The sequence below is a fragment of the Streptomyces sp. NRRL F-6492 genome, assembly GCF_001280125.1.
Classification (GTDB): Bacteria; Actinomycetota; Actinomycetes; order Streptomycetales; family Streptomycetaceae; genus Streptomyces.
This window is the reverse complement of record NZ_LGEG01000258.1, coordinates 17,761-36,500: the sequence shown is the minus strand read 5'-3', so window position 1 is coordinate 36,500 and position 18,740 is coordinate 17,761. Positions and strand designations below refer to the sequence as shown.

Here is an 18,740-nt window from a genome sequence, read left to right as displayed (position 1 = left end):
GCGGATAGGCGGCGACCGCCTCCCGTCCCCGCCGGCGCAGCGCCAGATAGGTCCGGGTCTCCGGGGCGAGGTGCGTGGCGCCCAGGAGGTGGCTGAGGATCCGGTAGCCGTCGAGCGGCGGCAGCGGGACCAGGTTCCCCAGCGCCTGCACGATCCCCACGAAGAGCATCCCGGTGAGCACCGGCCGCACCGGGTCCGCCGCGTCCAGGAGCGTCCACCAGAGCGCGAGGGGCAGCAGGAGGAGCAGGTTGACGTGGGCCCCGGCCGCCGCGACCACCAGTTTCGCCCGGCGCCCGGGCAGGAAGGGGTAGTTGTCGACCGTGCAGTACATCATCATCGCCGGGAACCGCCAGCGCAGCCCGATCTCGGTGACCACCCCGCCGTAGTGCCGGGCCGCGACGCCGTGCGCGAGTTCGTGCAGACAGACGCTGAACCAGAGCAGGACGGCGAACGGGACGAGGACGAGGGGACGGGCGAGCAGGGCCGAGAGCCCGTCGAGGAGCGCGGCGGGATCCGCGAGCACGGCGAAGACCATCGCCAAGGATACGGCTGCCAAAGGGAGTTGGACCCACGACCGCAGCAGCGGCGACAGCAGCCGGTGCAGGCGCCCGGCGGTCGCGTGCGCGTCCGCGACGGTCCGCCGGCTGCCCTTCCAGAAGGTGCCGGTGCGGGCGGGCGGCGGCTCGGGCGGCGCCGGATCCGGCGCCCCGGCGAGCAGCCCCCGGGCGCCGAGCAGCCCCAGCATCCGCGTCCACTGCTCCTCGGGGAGCCGGCGGCGGAACCGCTCGGCGTACGCGGCCACGACGTCGTCCATGTTCCGGGTGCCGTCCAGCAGGCCGATGACGAAGTGCTCCTTGGGCCCCACCTCGAACGCGGCGCCGCTCACCGGGTGCTTGACGAGGTGGACGGTGCGCGGTCCGCGCAGCACCGCGGGACCGATCAGCACGCCCGGCCGCAGCGCGGGCCGGTAGCCGCGCGCGGCGGAACGGCCCCCGGCGGAAAGGTCGTTGCTCGTCCGTTCCACGGCGCTCAAGAGACGTCCTGCTTCCCGTGATCGGGCTCCCGCAGGACCCTGCCCAGGACGAACGACAGGTACGCCTCGTCCCGGATCGTCACGTGCAGCCGGTTGTTCGTCATGTGCATGTACGGCGAGAGGAGCCGGGGCAGCACCGCCGGGACGTGCGTGACGGGCACGAGGGGAGCCGCGTCCGGGTCCTCGGCGCGCTCCTGACCGGTGTCCTCGCGGACCGGTCCCTCCCGGGCGGGGAAGGCGAGTTCGCCGCGTCCGGCGAGGTCCACCACCCGCTCCCGCAGCTCCAGGCAGTGCTCGGCCCAGCCGCGCAGGAACACCGGGAGCCCGGACGGGTCGCCGCCCGCCACGGCCTCCCTGATCCGCGCGAACCGGACCCCGAGCGAGGGCGCCATCCGCTCGTACGTCCGCTCGTACTCGGCGGACCCGATGAAGCCGGTCCCCGGGAACAGCCGGTGCCAGAAGGCGTAGTAGGAGTCGAGGTAGTCCGCGAGCCGCTCCTCCTCGGGGAGGAAGCAGCTCGCCATCACCATCATGAGCTGGGCGGACGTCCCGAGCAGCACCGTCCGCAGGTGCAGGTTCATGCTCCGGTACGCCTCCAGGACCAGGTCGCTGGAGTGCCGGAAGTGCCATTCGGCGAGCTCCACCCCGGCGGGACCGCCGTACTTGGCGTACTCGGGGGCGTACACCTCGTAGGAGAAGGAGTTGTTCGGCCGCAGGTTCATCCGCCCGTCCGGGCCCATGTACCGGGCCCGGTCCTCGCCGGGGAACTCGATGTCGAAGAGCGAGTTGTAGAAGTCCTTGAGGAAGCCCGAGTCGACCTCGTAGAGGGCGGGGCGGGACTTCAGGAAGTCCCGGATCGCCTCCTCGGCCCGCCGGCGGACCTCGGCCTCGGCGCCGGGGCCGCTCGGGCGGAGCCGCAGCCGCACGTGCGGCCCCTCCAGCCAGTAGGTGATGAAGAAGTGCCCGGACAGCAGGCCGTCCCCGGTGAGCCCGTCGACCAGCGGGCGGACGCAGTCGACGAGGAGGGGACGGGGGTTGGCGGCGTAGAAGACGTGCAGCGCCAGCCAGGGGGAGGGGCCGGTCCCCTCCGGGGCCGGGCGGAAGGCCGCGGGTTCGGTCAGTTCGGGCATGACGGGACGACCTCCGGGCCGGACGACGACGGAACGGGGCGGGACTGCGCAGCGGGGCGGGGGCGGGTGGTGAAGGTCTCCACGGCCAGTTCGGCCACGTGCCGGCCGCGTTCCGAGGTGACGTGGAGCCCGTCCTCGGCGGGCAGCATCTCCTGGAACGCCACCCGGGTGCCGGGCTTCCGCTCCACCAGGGCGTCGAGCGCGGCCAGGGAGAGCGGGCTGTCGAAGTCGACGTGGACCGGCTTGGCCCCGACCGGCCCCCGGTCCGCGCGGGAGACGGTGGCGAAGCACCGGTCGGGCAGCCCGTGGGCCCGCCGCCACCGCTGCCAGTCCAGGTAGTGCTCCTCCTCGCCCGACCCCGGACGGCGGGTCGGCAGGACCTCCGCGAGCGCGGTCCAGCTCCGTCGGCCGACCACCACGTCCCCGTGCCGGATCCGGGGCCTGCGGGTGACGCCGTCCACGGCCTCCCCCTCCGGCACCCCCGCCCACACGTCGAAGGGGGCCATGGTGCTGGGGGAGAGCAGGAGCAGGGTGCGGGGGATGTCGGGGAGCGCGATCGGCACGAGGTAGCCGAGGTAGACGGGCACGACCTCGCGGCCGAGGCGCCGGGAGCGGAGCACCAGCCGCCCGGCCGTCTCGTCGTGCTCCACGTACAGGTCGTCCAGGTGGATCCGGGACTCCTCGGGCACGCCGCTGGTCTCGCCCGGACAGACGATCTGGTGACCCGTCAGCCGCCCGTGCAGGTTCAGGTTGCTGCTGACCGGCCCTCCGGTGACCTCCGCGAACACCGCCCCCTCCGGCCGCCGCGCCGCCGTCTCCTCGCGCAGGGCGCCGGAGAGGCCGGAACCGCCCGGCCCGGCGCCGTCGTACAGATGGGTGAACCGGCTGAAGGGGAAGGCGAGACCGCCGTACGACTTGTTGAGCACGACCAAGGGCCGGCCCCCGGCGGGCCGGGAGAGCTGGAGGTGGTGGCTCTGCGGGACGAAGTGGCCCGTGAGCGGAGCGAGTTCCTCAGCCGTCTCCGCCAGCAGGCCGCCGGGCAGCTCGACCTCCTCCGTCTCCGGCCCCGCCTCCCGCTCCCACAGGGCGCGCACGCCGTCGTGGAAGCGGCGGCGGGCCCGGTCGAGGGTCCGCATCTCGTCCTGCCCGAGCCAGTTCTCCTCGGGCCGGTACGCGCCGTCCTCCTCGAAGGGGACCCGCTTGGAGGTGAAGGACACGTACTGGTCGAAGAAGTCCTCGTGGAAGTCGTGGACCAGGCCGAGCAGGTCGTCGCAGCGACCGCCCCGCCCGTACCGGGCGAGGAAGAAGCCGAGCAGGGTGATCCGCTGGGGGAGCGTCAGGTCGAAGAGCGGCAGCACGCCCTCGACGGCCCGCAGCGCCCGCCCGGTCTCCCCGCCCAGCACGCCGGGCCCGCAGACCAGACCGTCGCCCGCGCTGACGTCCTCGTACACCAGCGTCTGCGGCACGGACGGCTCGGCGGCACCCAACTCCCGCTGTATCTCCTGGAGTCGGCTCCGCAGTGTGCCCAGCAGGGCGCGCCGCTCGTCGACGTCCGCCCCGGGGTAGCGGGCGAGGCAGTCGGCCGGGCCGTCGAGGAGGCCCGCGAGCCGGTCGGCCCACGGCGCGCCGAGGGAGCGCAGGGCGTCCTGGTAGGAGCGCAGCGGATCGCCGCCGTGCACGTCCGTGCGGAGGACGGGGACCTGCACCATGCCGACGTTCAGGAGGGCCGACGCGTACCGCTCGCACTCCTCGCGGCCGGCCCCGTGCTCGGCCTCCAGCCAGTCCACCAGGTCCCGGTGGCGCACCTTCCCGTCCCGGCCGCCGAGCCACTCCAGGAGCCGGTCCAGGGTGCCGCTGCCGCGCAGGAAGAACAGCCGGTCGCGGACCGCGTCGAAGGTGACGGCGGCCCCGTCGTCGCCCGCCGTCGTCACGTGGCGGACGTACCGGACGCGGTCGGCGTCCCGCTCCCAGCCCTGGGAGAGGACCACCGGCAGGTCCCGGCGGCGCTCCGGGTCGGCGGTGACCAGCTCGGTCAGCCGGGTCAGCACGACCACGTTGAGCCGCACGTGGCCGACCCATTCCTCGTCGACGCGCAGACCGGCGTCGCCGTCCGCCGGGCCGTCCGCGAAGGAGCCGAGGCCGACGCCGGTGAAGGTGCTGAAGGGGCTGGTCTTGCAGGCCGTGCGGTAGAGATAGGTGAGCGCCGAACGCTCGATCTTGCGCAGGCGGTTGCCCGGCCGCGGGCTCGTGTCGCGCAGATAGGCGTCGAGGCGCGCGTCGAGGGCGGGCGAGGCGAGCAGCAGGCCGTGGCGCAACCGCTCTTCGGCGAGCGCGCGCCGCAACGCGCCCCGGCTCTGCCGGAGTTCGCCGTCGAGCAGCTCCGCGCCGCCGGCCGTCAGCTCCGCGAGCCGTGCCCGGTCCCGCAGCCACCGCGCGGTCCGCCCGCCGGTCTCCCGGTCGAGCTCCGTCACCAGGCGTACGGCGGCGTCCGGATCGGCCGGCAGCCGGTTGTTGAAGATCCGCCGCCGCAGGTCGAGGAGCGCGCGCCGCACGGCGGCGTCGCCGGAACCGTCCCCGTCCCCGGGCACGGCGGTCGACCCGACCAGGCCGTGCAGGAGGTCGCTGAGCAGTGCCCCCTCGGCGGCCAGGCGTTCCTCCTCGTCCAGTACGGCGTCGGCCCAGCGCCGGGTGGCGGGGCAGCGCAGCCCGTGGACCGTCTCGACCGGAAGGCCGGCCGCGCGGAGCACGAAGCGCCTGCCGGGCTCCCAGGGGGCCGCGGTCTCGTCGCCGGGGACCGTGACGCCCGGCTCTGTGCGTGTCATGGGGAATCCTCCGAGGCCGTCAGGCGATCTCGTGGCGGAAGTCGGCGGGCCCGGGCCGTTCGTGACCGAGGGCCATGATGAGCAGCGGGGCCTCGTCGCCGTCCGTGAGCCCGAGCCGCTCGGCGTACGAGACGTTGTCGAAGCCCAGCGCCACGCCCGCGCCCAGGCCCAGGGCCGAGGCCGCCAGGTAGAAGCCCTGGGCGACGGCTCCGGCGGTGGCGACGGCGAGCCGGTAGCCCCGGTCGCCGACGGCGTCCAGGACGGCGGTGGTCCGCACGGTGGGCACCAGGACCGCCCCGGCCTGCTCCAGGTTGTAGTTGGCCAGGAAGTAGTTCGCCTGGAGGAACGGGCCCTGCGGCCCGGTGACGACCGGACGCAGGTCGCCCCGGTCGGGGTCGTACGCGTACGCGCCCCGCCCGATCCCCGCCACGTGGTTGACGAAGGCGTAGAGCCGGGCGAGCCGGTGCTCCCCGGACGGATCACTGTCACCGGCCAGCCGGGTCCCGGCGCAGGCCGCCAGGACCGCCGACAGGTGCTCGGCGGACACCTCCCGGCGCGCGTCGAACCGGCCGAAGCTGGAGCGGCGCTCCCGCAGGGCCCGGCGCACGCCGGTGCCGGGGAGGACCGGTCCGGGCAGGGGGACGCGCGCGCCTCCGTCCGCCGGGTCGGTGAGGGCCGTGGCGGAGGCCAGCGCGCCCGGGGCGGGCCGGGCGGTGGCGCCCTCCAGGGTCGCCCGGTGCATCGCGCGCACCTGGGGGAAGTCGAGGAGGGTACGGGAGCGCTCGGCGTCCCGGTGCCGGACGGCGGGCCGGTGGCGCGGGTCCGTGCGCGCGGCTGCCGGGAGGAGGGTGTCCGTGCCCGGAGCGTCCGTGCGCGCGGTCCCCGGCGGGGCGGTGCGGGGCCCGCCCCAGTGCAGCGGCACGACCGCGAACACCGTCTCCTCCTCGCCCTCCACCGCGAGCAGCCCGTTCAGGGCGGGCTCGTCGAACCACAGCACGGGCGCGAGCCGCAGCCCCCGGGCGGCGGCCCAGATCCGCCAGGTCTGCGCGAGGGTGCCGAGGTCGGTGGAGACCACGTGGAAGCAGAAGCTGTTGTACTTGAAGGAGTTCTGCCAGTACTTGACGCCGAGGATCAGGTACTGGTCGGTGTCGAGGGCCCCGTCGGGCGCGTCCGGGCCCAGCGCCTCGCGGACCCGGCCCGTGACGTCGCCGGTCAGCAGCCGTTGCAGGGCGTGCCGCTGGACGTCGTAGTGGTGGAGGCCCGGGGTGAGGGGGCCGGAGGGGCCGGACGCCCAGTGGACGCTCACCGGATAGAGCCCGCCGCCGCCCGCCGTGCCGCGCGACCAGTTGGCGTGGTGGTAGTACGGCAGCCCGGCCAGGTCGGTGTTGGCCTGGACGCCGAGACGGCGGCCGGTCAGCCCGTACGAGTCCTTCAGCATCGCCGAAAGCAGCGGGAGACCGAACCCGGGGTGGTCCTCGGGCGCGGGGCCCCCGGCGCCGGGCAGCAGGCCGGGAGCGATCGGGACGTCCGCGAGGTCCTCGGTGTCCGGCAGCGCGAACGCCTCCGCGTGCGGGTAGTACTTGCCCCGGCGCGGGCCGTCGGCCCAGTTCACGACGTGGTCGGTGGGCTCCATCGGCACGCGGCCGCGGTGCAGGACGGCGTGCGCGTACTCATGGGCGTACCCCATGGGATCCCCCTTTCTCCGGGTTTCCCCGGGCGTCGGGCGTACTCGCCCGGTCGGTTGGTCATGCCCGTCGGGGCGTCACGGGAAGGGATGCGGACCGGGGTTGAGGCCGGCCCCGGTCAGGTCGTCCGGCCGCAGGCCCGCCTCGCGCAGCGCGGTGCGCGTGCGGGGCATGTGCCGGGCGCGCTGCCGCGTCCAGCCGAAGTCGAGCGGCAGCAGACCGGGCACGAGCACCTTCACGGTGTGCAGCCCCAGGGCCCGCTGCTCGGGCGCGGTCTGGTCGACGACGACCACGTCGAACCCGGCGGACGCCACGGCCTCCACCGCCACGAGCAGGTCGTCCCGCACGTCCGCCCCGATCCGGTCGGAGCCGGGCGGCCGCAGGCCGGCCACGGACACGGGCTCGGGCGGCGAGGGCCGGCGGAGCAGGAAGTCGGCGTGGCGGCCCATCTCCGGCACCGCGTAGACCAGCGGATGGTCGTGCAGGCTGGTGATCCTCCCGAAGTCCTCGGCCATGGCCCGGTATCCGGCCTCGTTCCGCTCGAACCGCTGGAGGAGCTGCACCGAGTCGGTGGCGATCTCGCACAGCGCCGCGGCGAGCGCCGCCTCCGGGTCGAGGGACGCCCCGGCCCCGAAGCACATCCGGGCCGGACCCCCGTCGAACCGCTCGGCCACGCCCGTGACCACGGGCACCGGGAAGGTGATCCGGGTGTCGAAGAACCTGGCCCGGTACCCGTACAGCGCCATCCGGTCCACCATGATCCGGGTGCGCGGGTCGGCGCTGGTCGACGGGTCGATCTCGGGCAGCGGCTGCCGCCCGTGCCAGGCGAGCAGGAAGGCGTCCCGCTCCAGGACCTCCATCAGGCCGCCGAGCACGGCCTCCTCCAGACCGCCCCCGGAGGAACAGCCGTTGGAGCTCTCCTGGACGAACCGGTGCTCGATCCCCGGCTTGTGGTAGTACGCGAGCACCTCGGGCACGGCGCGGGGGATCCCGTCCCGCAGCGACCAGCCCCACACCCACGGGACGGGACGGTCCGGCGCGAACGGCGGCACCCACGGGTTGGCCCGGTGGAACTCCTCCGTGTAGAGACCGGTCTCCCGGGGGTCGACGGCGGTCGGCCCCAGCTCGTCCAGGGACGCCGTCAGGGTGACGGCGCGCCCCCGCGCCCGCATCCCCGCGAAGCGCTCCAGGCCCTCCAGGACGCCGATCAGGGTGCTGGCGCGGTACGTGTCGGCGTGACCGCCCCAGAACGTCTCCCGCAGGTACTCCCCGGAACGGCTGGAGAAGCAGCCGACGGTGGCCGAGGTGGTCGGCGAGGTGACGTCGCACACCACCGACGGACCCACCGCGCCCCAGTGCGGGTTGGCGAACGCGTCCACCGGCAGGCCGTACGCCTCCACCGGCCGCACCCGCCCGGCGCCCGGCCGGTACGGGGGCGCGGGCCGCAGGACGAGCGCCGCCGCCTCCGCCGTCACCGGCTCCGGGACGCCGCAGCCGGGACAGTCCGGCTCCGGCACCAGCGGATGGTGCCGTACGGTCAGCCGCTCCAGGTCCACGAGCCACACGTCCGGGAAGGGGCCCCGGCCGTCCGGGGGAGCGGCGGCGAGCCCGGCGACCAGGGCGGCGACGGCCCGCGCCGCGAACGGCGTCCGGTGGGGCCACGGCCCCGCCTCCCGGGTGCCGCCGCGCAGTTCGAGCCCTTCCCGCAGCCCCACCGAACGCACGCCCTGCCAGCGGCGCTCCAGACAGACGCCGCAGCCGGGCCGGTCCGCCACGGGCCGGGGCCCGACCAGCACGTGCCCGCCGTACAGGTGGACGGGGAGCGCGGAGCGCGGAGCGGCGTCCTCCTGCCCCGCCCGGAAGGCGTCCCGTACGCCCAGCGCCGAGACCGCGACGTCCGGGACCGGGCGGCCGGGCACGGACGGCAGCTCCGCCAGGGCGCGGCGGAGGTCCTCGGCGAAGAGGCGGCACGCCTCGCTCCGCGGCTCCCCGGCCCCGCCGGCCGGGGCCCCGGCGAGGTCAGCGGTCATCGTCGGCCGCCCTGGTGAGCAGGACCCGGACGGTGTGGATGCCGGCGGCGGGCAGGTCGGCGGCGTGCGTGGGCACGACGAGGGCGTCCCGGCCGGTCGCGGCGAGCCGTTCCAGTACGTCCGCCCAGGTCACGGCGGGCAGGGCGGGCGCGGGGGCGTCGGCCGTCACCGGGATCAGGGCCGCGTCGAGGTCCCCGAGGAGCGGGTCGCCGGTGTCGGGCGCGCCGAGGACCCCCGTGGTGCCGGTGCCGCCTTCCCCGCCGAGGCCCCCCTCCGCGGCGAGCTGGGCCGCGCCGAGCAGGTCGCGCAGGGCGTCGGCGGCCGCGTCGGCCCGGTCCAGGGCGGAGCCGACGGCCCAGGCGCCGGCGGCCTCCCGGCGCGGCTCCTCCGATCCCGTCGGCCGGGTCCTGGCGAGGACGACGGACACCCCGGTGTGCTCCTCCTCCCCGAGGTCGAGGAGTTCGACGTCCAGGCCCAGGTGTCCGGCGGACCGCAGCAGGAAGCGGGTCTCGGGCGCCTCGTCGAACACGGCCGGGGGGATCGCCGCCGTACGCCCGGCCCCCCGTACGGACCGCCGCAGCGCGTCGTGGGCGAGCGCGGACAGCAGACCGGCCGCCGAGGCCTCCGGCAGACCGGCACCCGCACCCGCCCCGGCCCGGGACGGCTCGAAGCGGCGGTCCCGGTTGTCCGGCCCGAAGGGGCGGACGGCGCCGGCCGGCACCCGGACCGGCTCCTTGGTCAGGAGCGACGTGGCCAGGACCCAGCGGGCGACCGGGTCGCCACCGGCGCCGGTGGCCGTGGTCAGCGCGTCCGGGGCCACCCGGTGGGGCGCCCGCGCGTGGCCCGAGGGGGAGTCGGCCTCCGGAGCGGGGACGGTGGGGACGACGTGCTCGGCGTACACCTCGGCGGCGGCGTCGAGGGCGCGCAGCCGGGCGCCCGCCGTGTGCTGGACGTCGAAGGCGACGACGGTCCGCGTCCCGGCCGCGCCGAGGCCGACCTCCACGGCGCCGACCTTCAACGGGGTCTGGGTGACCGGCTCGTCCGCGTACCGGGTGAAGACCCCGACGGACGGCCGGACCGCGAGCGAGCGGCGGTCGAGGTCCGCGAGCGGCCCCTCGGTCGCGCCGTCCTCGGGAGCGGCGGCGACCACCGGCCGGAAGGCGGGCCGCCCGGCGGCCTCGGCGAGGTCGACGGGTTCGGCGGGGGCGGCCGGCGTCCGGCAGAACGGGCAGCGCGGATGGGGCAGCAGCCGCTCCGCGAGCACGTCGAAGGAGGCCGTGTCCTGGAGCAGCACCTGCCCCCGCGTCTCGGCCGGCAGCGCCTCCGTGACCAGCCGGAACACCTCGTACCCGAGCAGGTTCCCGAGCATCGCGGCGAGCGGGCCGCGCGGCGTGTCCCTGGAACTCCCTTGTGAGGCCGGTCCGTTCAGGGCCAGGTCGCTCCAGAGGTCGGCCGCCACCGCCGCGTCCCCCGCCGCGCCGAGCCGCAGGGCCGCGCAGGCCACACAGCCCTCGGAGTCCGGCGTGCCGACCGGCCCGACCACCACCCGCCCGCCGAAGGCCCAGGCGGGGAGCAGCAGACGGCCCTCCGGGACGCCCTGCCGCAGCAGGGCGACCGAGGTCCCGAACGCGTCGCGCCCGGCGGCGGCCACCACCACGTCGTACCCCGCGTACGCGTCCCAGCCGTTCGCCCCGCCGGAACCGGCGTCCGACAGCACGGTCACCTCCGCCGGGCTGCCCCCGGCGGTGAGCTCCTCCGCCTCCGCCCGGAGCGCGCCGAACTCCGCCGCCGTGGCGGCCCCTTCGGCCAGGGCGGCCTCGACGCCGACGGAGGCGCAGCCGTTGCGCATCAGGGAGAGCGCGCACCAGCGGGCGACCGGGCCGTCGCCGAGCACCGCGACGCGGGTGTTCCGGAAGGCGGCGAACCGGCTCTCGGCCCCGTCGGCGTAGTGGTCGACGTACGCGATCTGCTGCGCGAACCGGGCGGCGACCGCCGGTTCCACGGACGCGTCCCCCTCGGCCGGTTCCGGTACGGGCCGGGCGAAGCCACGGGCGTACAGCGCCTTGACCAGGCTGCCGACCATCGCCTTCTGCGGCTCCCCGAAGCCCTCGCAGATCTCCGCCACGGTCCGGCTGCCGTCCAGGTGGGGCACGAGGAGGGTGGCGAACCGGTAGGCGGACGGGGAGCCGACCTGGAAACCGCCGTCGGCGTTGTGGAAGATCACGCCCTTGGGCGTCTCGGTGAACAGCACGTCGCGGCGCACCCTGGGCCGGGTGCCAGCGGTCTCCTCGTACGGCGTCGTGGGCATGCGGGGAACGCACCTCCGGGTCGGGGCCTTGTGGGCCGCGCGGAACTGAAAGGCGGGACGTACGGGGTCGCGGAGCGCGGGCCGGTCGGCCGTTCTCCGTGGCGGAGCGGTGGGGCGGAGCGGTGGGGGCGGAGCGGGAACGGGAGGGGACCCCGGGGCGGGTCAGGTGGCCCCGGACGGCAGCGCGTGCCGGACCGTGGTCACGACGGCCTGCGGGGGGCCGCCGGCGCGCCCGGACCGGTGCAGCGCGTGGGCGCGGAACAGCGGGTTCATACGGAGGGCGCCGGGCTGGTCCTCCTCGATGAGCCCGGCGTCGAGGAGTCGTTCGAGCACCTCCTCGGCGTCCGTCTCGGAGACGGAGAGGGCTTCGGCCGCGTCCGGCGCCGTGATCCGCCCGTCGAGGCGCGCCAGTCGCAGGTGCGCGTCGGCGAGCGGGGCGGGCAGCCTGCGCAGGGCCCCGTCGAGGGCGAGCGGCACGGACATCCGGGGGTCGTCGGGCAGCGCGAGCCGGGCGGGCAGGTCCCGCAGCAGCCACGCGGAGTGGTCGGCCAGGCGCATCCGCGGCCGGGTGAGCAGCCGGGCCGCGACGATCCGCAGGGCCAGCGGCACGTGCCCGCAGGCCTCCGTGAGGGCGTGGACGGCGGCGGGCTCGGCCGTCACCCGCTCCTCTCCCAGGACGGCGGTCAGGAGCGCGCGGGACTCCCGCGGCTCCAGGGCGCCGAGCTGGAGCACCGCCGGTCCGTGCGTGGCGACCAGGGCGGCCAGACCCATGCGGCTGGTGACGACGACGGCGCCGCAGCCGGTCGCGTCGAGGAACCGCCGTACCTGGTCCGGGTGCACGACGTCGTCGAGTATCACCAGGGGCGCGCCGGGAGGGACACCGGGAAGGGCCTCGGAGGGAAGGAGCGCGCGCAGTTCCGCGGCGGCCTCGTCGGCGGGCCGGGGCGTGCCGTCGGGCCCGCTCATCGGCAGCAGCGCGGCGCCCGCCGGATACCGGTCCGCCACCAGGTGCGCGGCGTGCAGGGCCAGCGCGGTCTTGCCCATGCCCGGACCGCCCGAGACCACCGCCAGCACCGGGGCGGAGCCGCCCTGCCGGTCCCCGCTCAGATGGCTCACCAGGGCGGCGGCCTCACGGGTGCGGCCGGTGAAGCCGGGGACGTGGGGCAGGCGCGGTCCCGGGTGGCCGCTCCCGGCGGGACGGGCCCCGGGCCGCCACTCGGGGGCGCCGGACGCGGCGGAGGAGGAGGGCGGGGCCGGCGCGAGCGACGCGGGTGTGTGCGAGGGGGGTGCGTGTGACGCGGGTGTGTGCGAGGGGGGTGCGTGTGACGCGGGTGTGTGCGAGGGGGGTGTGTGTGACGCGGGTGCGTGTGAGGAGGGTGCGTGCGACGCGGACGCGGGCGGTGCGGGTAAGAGTGACAGGGGCGCGGGCGGCGCGGTGTCCGGAACGGGCCCTCGGGGTTCGTCGCCACGCAGAATGGCCAGTTCCAGTTCTTGCAGTTCCGTGCCCGGATCGACGCCGAGTTCCTCCCGGAGGTGCGTCCTGACCCTCCGGTACTCGGCCAGCGCCTCGTTCTGCCGTCCCACCCGGTAGAGCGCCCGCATCAGCTGGGCGGCGAGCCCCTCGTGCTGGGGGCGGGCCCGGGTGGCCTCCCACAGGTCCACCAGGACGTCCCGACATCGCCCCCGGGCCAGCTGGATCTCGCAGACGCGCTCCAGGACGCGTAACCGCTCCTCGACCAGCCGGGGCACCTCGTCGCGGTGCAGGAGCTCGGAGGGGACATTGGTGAGGAGGGGGCCGTGCCACAGGTCGAGGGCCTTGCGCAGCAGGGGGAGTTCGGCCTCCCCGGCCCCCTCGGCCTGGGCGGTCAGACGGCGGAAGTGCAGCAGGTCCAGGCTGTCGCCGTCGGCCGGGAGGAGGTAACCGCCGGCGACCGCGACCACCGCCCGGTCCTCTATGTCGTACTTCGCGAAGAGCCGGCGCAGCCGCAGGACGCAGCTCTGCAGGGCCGCCTTCGCCGTCGCCGGCTGTTCCTCGCCCCAGACGGCCTGCCGGAGGCGGGACGTCGGCACCACCTCGCCGGGACGGACCAGGAGCGCCGCGAGCAGCGACGTCGGTTTGGCCGGCGGGAGGACCACCACGTCACGACCGTCGGTGATGCTGAGCGGACCGAGCAACTGGAAGCGCACTGAGTTCCCTCCGCTGACGGTTGAACCCCTAACCGGACCGGCATGCCACGGCACTTCCGGGAGACGTGTCCCACGGCCACGGGCAGGACGGAGCACCTGTGAAGCCGTCTTCACGCGTGGTTCGGCCGTGTGGCAGTGGTGAGTGTCTACCTGCGTAGAACGCACGGTCAAGGGGGTCCGTGAAATGCCGGAGGGGCGCGGAGGGAGGACGGGACGGGACACGCGGCGGCAGCGTCACTGGTGGAGGCGGCCCCGGCACCTTCCGGCCGAACTCGCCTGTCCCGTAGGCGATGTGGCATCCGTACGGCGTTTCCCGGGCGTTGCCGTGGTATTCACGCGCGCCCGGACGGGGCCGGGAGGGGGAGGGGTGCGAGGGCATGGCGAACGCCCGGCCGGTGCGCGTCTCCCCGCGGAGAGGGGCACCGACCGGGCGCGGTCCGCGCCGGCCGGGGGCCGGCGGACGCTGTCGCCCCGACCGTGGGTCAGGCGGAGCAGGAGGTGGTGCTGCAGGTGGAGCTGGAGGTCGAGGTGGAGCTGGTGCTGGTGCAGCCGGCCAGCACGACCTCGCTGGCGTCCGAGTAGTCCGAGATCTCGAAGGTCTCGGCCTCCAGCTCGAGGATCTCGTCCGCGAGGGTGCTCAGGTCCTTGTTCATGGTGCCTCCCGATGGGTCAAGGCGGATCGCCGTGGCCGGTGACCTCGTGGGTACCGGTACGGGACCATTCCACCGCCCTCCGCTCACCGCTGGGCACGCCTCCCGCTGACACACCGCTGACGAATCGCTGACGCGCCGCTTGCGCGCGCCGTCCTACCCGTCGGTGCCGTGGGCCGCCGCGAGCTCCGCGATCAGGTCCGCGTCGCGCATCCCGGGCAGGACGTACCCCTCGGTCTCGTCCCAGGGGACGTCGCCGTCGTCCAGGTGCACGTGCCACTCCGCGCCGGGGAGGGCCCGGCGCACCTCCGTCACGGAGTCCAGGACGTGGGCGATCACCGGCAGCAGACGGCCCGGGTCGAGCGGCATCTTGGTGGACCCGGCGAAGATCTCCTCGGGCCGGTCCGCCCTGCTGTCGTACGCGTACGGGCTTTCCTCGTCGTCGTACGGAAACGACGCCGCGTGGGCGGCCACGACACGCGCCACGGCAGCCGCCTCGGCCTCGGTCGGCGGCGTCGCGCGGCGCGCGTTGTAGTACAGGGAAACGTTCATGCGGCGAACTGTACGGCGGGGGTGTGACGACGCCGCCCGCACGCGGCGCACCCTCATCGCCGGGTCAGTCGCGGGAGTTGCCGAACAGCAGGCGGTACGCGACCAGGAGCACGAAAGACCCGGCGATGGCGGCGCCCCAGGTGGCGAGGTCGAAGAACTGATTCTCTACCGGCCGGCCGAGGAACCGGGCGGAGAGCCAGCCGCCGAGGAAGGCACCGGCGATGCCGATGACGGTGGTGCCGATGAACCCGCCCGGATCGCGGCCCGGCAGGAGGACCTTGGCGATGGCTCCGGCCAGGAGCCCGAGGACGATCCAGCTGATGATGCTCATGGAGGAGGGGCTGCTTTCCGTACGGTGCCGGGGGCGGTGTCCGGCGGGGCCGGGCTCAGACGCGGGGCGCGTCGGGGCCGGAGGGGCCCGCCGGAGGACGGGTGGTGTCGCCCGGTGCGGGGTGGACGATCCCCGTGATCACGGTCGGCCCCTCGGTCGTGGAGGGCGGCGTGGACGGCGGCACCGACTCGGCCTTCATCGCGGCGGCCTCGCTCTTGAGGATCCGGGCCGACTTGCCCATCGAACGGGCGAGGCCGGGCAGCTTCTTGGCGCCGAGCAGCAGGATGACGACGATGAGCAGGATGGCGATTTCACTGATGCCGAACATGGTGTCCGTGTCCTCTTCGGTGAGGCGAGGGGCGGGAGGGCATGGGTGGGGGAGAGGGCCGGCCGTTCACGCGGGAGTCGGGCGCTCACGCCGGAGTCGGCCGTTCGCGCCGGAGTCAGACGTTCACGCCGAAGTCGGCCGCGATGCCGGCGAGGCCGGAGGCGTACCCCTGGCCCACCGCGCGGAACTTCCACTCGGCGCCGTGCCGGTAGAGCTCGCCGAAGACCATGGCCGTCTCGGTGGCGGCGTCCTCGGAGAGGTCGTAGCGGGCGAGTTCGGCGCCGTCGGCCTGGTTCACGACCCGGATGAACGCGTTGCGGACCTGGCCGAAGCTCTGGCCGCGGTTCGCGGCGTCGTGGATCGAGACCGGGAAGACGATCCGCTGGATGTCGGCGGGGACGGCGGACAGGCCGACCTTGATGCTCTCGTCGTCGCCGTCGCCCTCGCCCGTGAGGTTGTCGCCGGTGTGCTCGACCGAACCGTCGGGGCTGGTGAGGTTGTTGTAGAAGACGAAGTGCCGGTCGGAGACGACCTTGCCGGCCTCGTTCAGGAGCAGCGCGCTGGCGTCCAGGTCGTAGTCGGCGCCGGTGGTCGTCCGCACGTCCCAGCCCAGACCGACCACGACCGCGGTCAGTCCCGGGGCCTCCTTGCTCAGCGAGACGTTGCCGCCCTTGGCCAGACTCACACCCATGCCGCATCCCTTCGTACGGGACCGGGCCGGGCCCGGCCCCGGATCATCGAGTACCAGTGCTGGAAATCTACAGCAGTGTAGAAAATTGCGGTACGCGCCCGTCTGCCGGACCGGCCCCGGGAGGGGAGGGCCGCGACCGTACGCGGTCACGAGCCTCCCCGGCGGCGGGAGGTCCTACTCCTCGTCGCCCTCGACCTCGTGGTGGCCCACGCTGAAACGGGTGAGCGCGTCGTGGCCCTCGGAGGAGAGGCCGCCGCGCTTGTCGGCCTCCAGGGCGACCTCCAGACCGGCCGGCCCGCCAGGAACGTCAGCTCGATCTCGTCGACCTGGTGCGCGTACCGCGCGGCCGGGATGAGTTCGATCTCCTGGTGGAAGGGCAGCTGCTGGCCGGTGCCGTGGACGCGGCCCGGCTCCAGGTCGGCCGACTCGAAGCCGAAGCCCGACTGGCCGAAGGCCTCCGGGACCGCCTCCTGGGCGGGCAGGGGAGAGACCGTGAGCGGGTCCAGGTCGCCCTCGTCCCGCGCGCCGGCGACGCCGAGCTCGGTGCGCACCCCGAGGGCGATGCCCAGGTCCTGCCCGTACAGCTCGGTGATCGGCGTCTCCCGCGGCGGCGGGAAGGAGAAGGGCACGCTGCGCCGCTCGTGCTCCGCGAGGCGGAAGTTCCCCTCGGCCACGTGCCGGTGGAAGACGACCGCGCCCTCCGACTCCCCCTCGTCGTGCTCGGCCTCCACGCGGGCCACGAGCTCCAGGGTGAGGTGCTCGACGGTGAAGTCGGCGTCGTCTCCCCGGAGATGGACCTGCCCGCCGAGGACGCCGCCCGGCGCCACCGCGCCCGGATCGAGCACGGTGTCCACCGAAGGGCCCCCTGTGCCGAGCGAGCCGAGTGGATACGTTGGGCGCATGACACACCTCCACCATCCACAGGTGTCCGGCCTGGGACGGAATCCCGCCGCCCCTCAGGACGTACTGGTGCGTCTGCTCGCGCACCGGGCCGGAAGGCACGGGATCTCGTCGCGTCGTGGACAGTGGGCGGACGCGCTCGTGGAAGCCCTGCTGGCGCACGGCCACGAGGACATGGCGATGGGTCTCCACGGCGACCGGCTCTCCCCGGCGATGCGCCGCAGGGTCGCCGAGCATTCCGATCCCGCGATCCGCGACGCCTTCCCGGACTTCGTCCGGCAGATGGTGGACCGGGAAGTACCGCTCGGCATCGACGACCTGGAGGAGGCCTACGGCCTGCCCCGTACGGCGCTCGCGGCGTCGGAGAACCCGAAGCTGCGCGCCGCGGTCGCGCATGCCTGGCACGACCGGCCCCCCGCCGTGCAGGAGGCGATGCTCGCCGATCCGGATCCGCGGGTCCGCACGGCCGCCACCCTGCGCGAGGAGCCGGGAGTTCCGCCGGAATGGCGGGACCGCTGCCTCGCCGACCCGGCCACGCGCACCAACATCGCCCGTCACGTCCCGCTCACGCCGGACCGGTTCGCACGGCTCGCGCGCACCGGGGACGAAGAGGTCCTCCAGGCCCTCGCGGAGAACCCGCACCTGACCGCCGACATGGTCGCTCTGCTCCTGGACACCGAGGACCCGGTCGTACGGATCGCGGTGGCGCAGAGCCGGCACGTCGACGCGGCCACCCGGGAGAGGCTGTACGCGCTCGTCGAAGCCGAACGCGAGGCGGGCTCCGTCGAGGCCGAGGTGGCCCTGGGCTGGTACCACGCCGAACCGCACTGGCTGCGCGAAGCGCCCCTCACCGAGCGGCTGTCCCACCTGGACTCTCCCCATCCGGCTCTCCGGCGCGCCCTGGCCTCCTGCCGCGACCTGCCGGAAGAGGCGTGGAACCGGCTGGACCACGACCCGCGGCTCTCGGTCCGGCGGGCCGCCGCCCGCCGGCCGGACGCGCCGCCCGAAGTCCTGGAGCGACTGGTCCGCGCCCACGGCGACGTCTTCCACGTCCGCCCCCTCCTCGTCGACCACCCCCGCTTCCCCCGGCACGTGCTGCGCACGTTCGTGGACGAGCCGGACCCCCACGTGCGGTACGTCGCCCTGCAAGACCCGGAACTGCCCGAGACGGCCCTCCGGCGGCTGGCCGTCGACCCCGAACCCTTCGTGCGCCGGGGAGTCGCCCGTCATCCCGAGGTCACGCAGGAGCTCCTGGAGGGACTCCTCGCGGACGCGGACCCCGAAGTCGCCGACGAAGCCGCCGCCCATCCCGCGCTGCCGCTCCCTCGGATGTACCGGATCCTCGCCGACGCCGGTCTGTGAGCACGGAAACGCTACGGTCACGGGTCAACGCGGCCACCCCGGTCGCGGCGGTCGACGCCGAGTGGCAGGCCGACCCGACGACCGCGAGGACGGCGACCAGGACGAGCGCCGGCAGCGCCGCCCGCAGCCGGCCGGCGATGTCACCGGGGGCGAGCAGCTCGACGAGCAGGGCGTTGACCGCGATCAGGGAGACGGCCCGGGCGACGCCGCGGACGATCTCGCCGACGGCGACGGTGGTGAGTGCCCGTGGATCCGCCCGGCGGGCCAGCAGGACGGCGACCGCGACCTGCCGGGGCAGCGAGGCGGCCATGGAGCGGAGGCCGAGCTTGAGCCAGGCGCCGTCGTGGGCGCCCCACCCGTAGTCGTAGGTGAGTTCGCCGCCGAAGAGGAGCTGCTCCGAGGCCGAGGTGCTCCCCGTCGCGGCCGCCCCCGGAGCGCTGTCGTCGTGGCTCATGCCGTCCCCCTCGTCCCGGGTCGCACGGCGGGGACGGAGCCGGGGGCGCGGCGGGGGAGCGGCACGACGGCCGGGGGCCGGGCCGTGGTGGGAGGGGGAGTCGGGGGGATCGGTACGGGACGCAAGGCGGCCTCCGGAGGTGAGGAGGTGGAGTGTCACGAGGCTCAACGAGGCCGCCGGGCGTGTCGAACACATGTGTTTCGGAAGCGGCACGAACCGCGCGGGCAGGCGAATGGGTGTTCGTGCCGGGTACACCGATCCCTGCGGCGCGGGGCCG

13 protein-coding genes and 1 pseudogene are annotated in these 18,740 nt (G+C 75.1%); 1 reads left to right on the top strand and 13 read right to left on the bottom strand.

Features of this window, described 5'->3' with window-relative positions; translation table 11 throughout:
* The 13 genes and pseudogenes from ADL08_RS30030 to ADL08_RS29970 form a co-directional block, all read right to left on the bottom strand.
* Positions 1–1,024 (bottom strand): metalloprotease (locus ADL08_RS30030; protein WP_053648529.1); only part of this gene is annotated, 1,024 nt, incomplete at its 3' end.
* A 5-nt stretch (positions 1,025–1,029) separates the two neighbouring features.
* Positions 1,030–2,163, bottom strand: coding sequence for a lantibiotic dehydratase C-terminal domain-containing protein (locus ADL08_RS30025; RefSeq protein WP_053648528.1), 1,134 nt, complete (start codon positions 2,161–2,163; stop codon positions 1,030–1,032).
* Positions 2,151–4,985: a lantibiotic dehydratase gene (locus tag ADL08_RS30020; protein WP_063885383.1), complete on the bottom strand. Its 2,835-nt coding sequence runs from the start codon at positions 4,983–4,985 to the stop codon at positions 2,151–2,153. The genes ADL08_RS30025 and ADL08_RS30020 overlap by 13 nt, the downstream gene beginning before the upstream one ends.
* Before the next feature lie 19 nt (positions 4,986–5,004).
* Complete coding sequence (locus ADL08_RS30015) at positions 5,005–6,672, bottom strand: nitroreductase family protein (RefSeq protein WP_053648526.1); 1,668 nt, start codon at positions 6,670–6,672, stop codon at positions 5,005–5,007.
* A gap of 75 nt (positions 6,673–6,747) precedes the next feature.
* Entirely contained in the window at positions 6,748–8,700 is a 1,953-nt protein-coding gene (locus tag ADL08_RS30010; protein ID WP_053648524.1) for a TOMM precursor leader peptide-binding protein, read from the bottom strand.
* The gene (locus tag ADL08_RS30005; protein WP_053648522.1) at positions 8,690–11,008 is read right to left on the bottom strand and encodes a TOMM precursor leader peptide-binding protein; all 2,319 of its coding nucleotides are present in this window, start codon (positions 11,006–11,008) and stop codon (positions 8,690–8,692) included. Before ADL08_RS30005 ends, ADL08_RS30010 begins: the two co-directional genes overlap by 11 nt.
* Positions 11,009–11,170: 162 nt before the next feature.
* On the bottom strand, positions 11,171–13,195 hold the full coding sequence (locus ADL08_RS30000; RefSeq protein WP_053648520.1) for a BTAD domain-containing putative transcriptional regulator: 2,025 nt from the start codon (positions 13,193–13,195) through the stop codon (positions 11,171–11,173).
* Between the two features lie 482 nt (positions 13,196–13,677).
* Positions 13,678–13,848: a thiazolylpeptide-type bacteriocin gene (locus ADL08_RS29995; RefSeq protein WP_031128743.1), complete on the bottom strand. Its 171-nt coding sequence runs from the start codon at positions 13,846–13,848 to the stop codon at positions 13,678–13,680.
* 153 nt (positions 13,849–14,001) lie between these two features.
* Positions 14,002–14,397, bottom strand: a complete 396-nt coding sequence (locus ADL08_RS29990) for a hypothetical protein (RefSeq protein ID WP_053648518.1) — start codon at positions 14,395–14,397, stop codon at positions 14,002–14,004.
* 64 nt (positions 14,398–14,461) lie between these two features.
* Complete coding sequence (locus tag ADL08_RS29985) at positions 14,462–14,728, bottom strand: GlsB/YeaQ/YmgE family stress response membrane protein (protein WP_053648516.1); 267 nt, start codon at positions 14,726–14,728, stop codon at positions 14,462–14,464.
* 55 nt (positions 14,729–14,783) lie between these two features.
* On the bottom strand, positions 14,784–15,056 hold the full coding sequence (locus ADL08_RS29980; protein ID WP_053648514.1) for a twin-arginine translocase TatA/TatE family subunit: 273 nt from the start codon (positions 15,054–15,056) through the stop codon (positions 14,784–14,786).
* A gap of 115 nt (positions 15,057–15,171) precedes the next feature.
* Complete coding sequence (locus ADL08_RS29975) at positions 15,172–15,747, bottom strand: TerD family protein (RefSeq protein ID WP_053648512.1); 576 nt, start codon at positions 15,745–15,747, stop codon at positions 15,172–15,174.
* A gap of 195 nt (positions 15,748–15,942) precedes the next feature.
* Positions 15,943–16,649 (bottom strand): annotated as a pseudogene (locus tag ADL08_RS29970) (sporulation protein); the annotation flags it as partial.
* On the opposite strand from ADL08_RS29970, the gene ADL08_RS29965 reads away from it, so the two are divergent.
* A complete protein-coding gene (locus tag ADL08_RS29965) occupies positions 16,648–18,009 on the top strand; it encodes a hypothetical protein (protein WP_199837114.1) in 1,362 nt (453 codons plus the stop codon). The pseudogene ADL08_RS29970 and the gene ADL08_RS29965 sit on opposite strands and share 2 nt — an antisense overlap.
* The last annotated feature ends 731 nt before the right edge of the window (positions 18,010–18,740 follow it).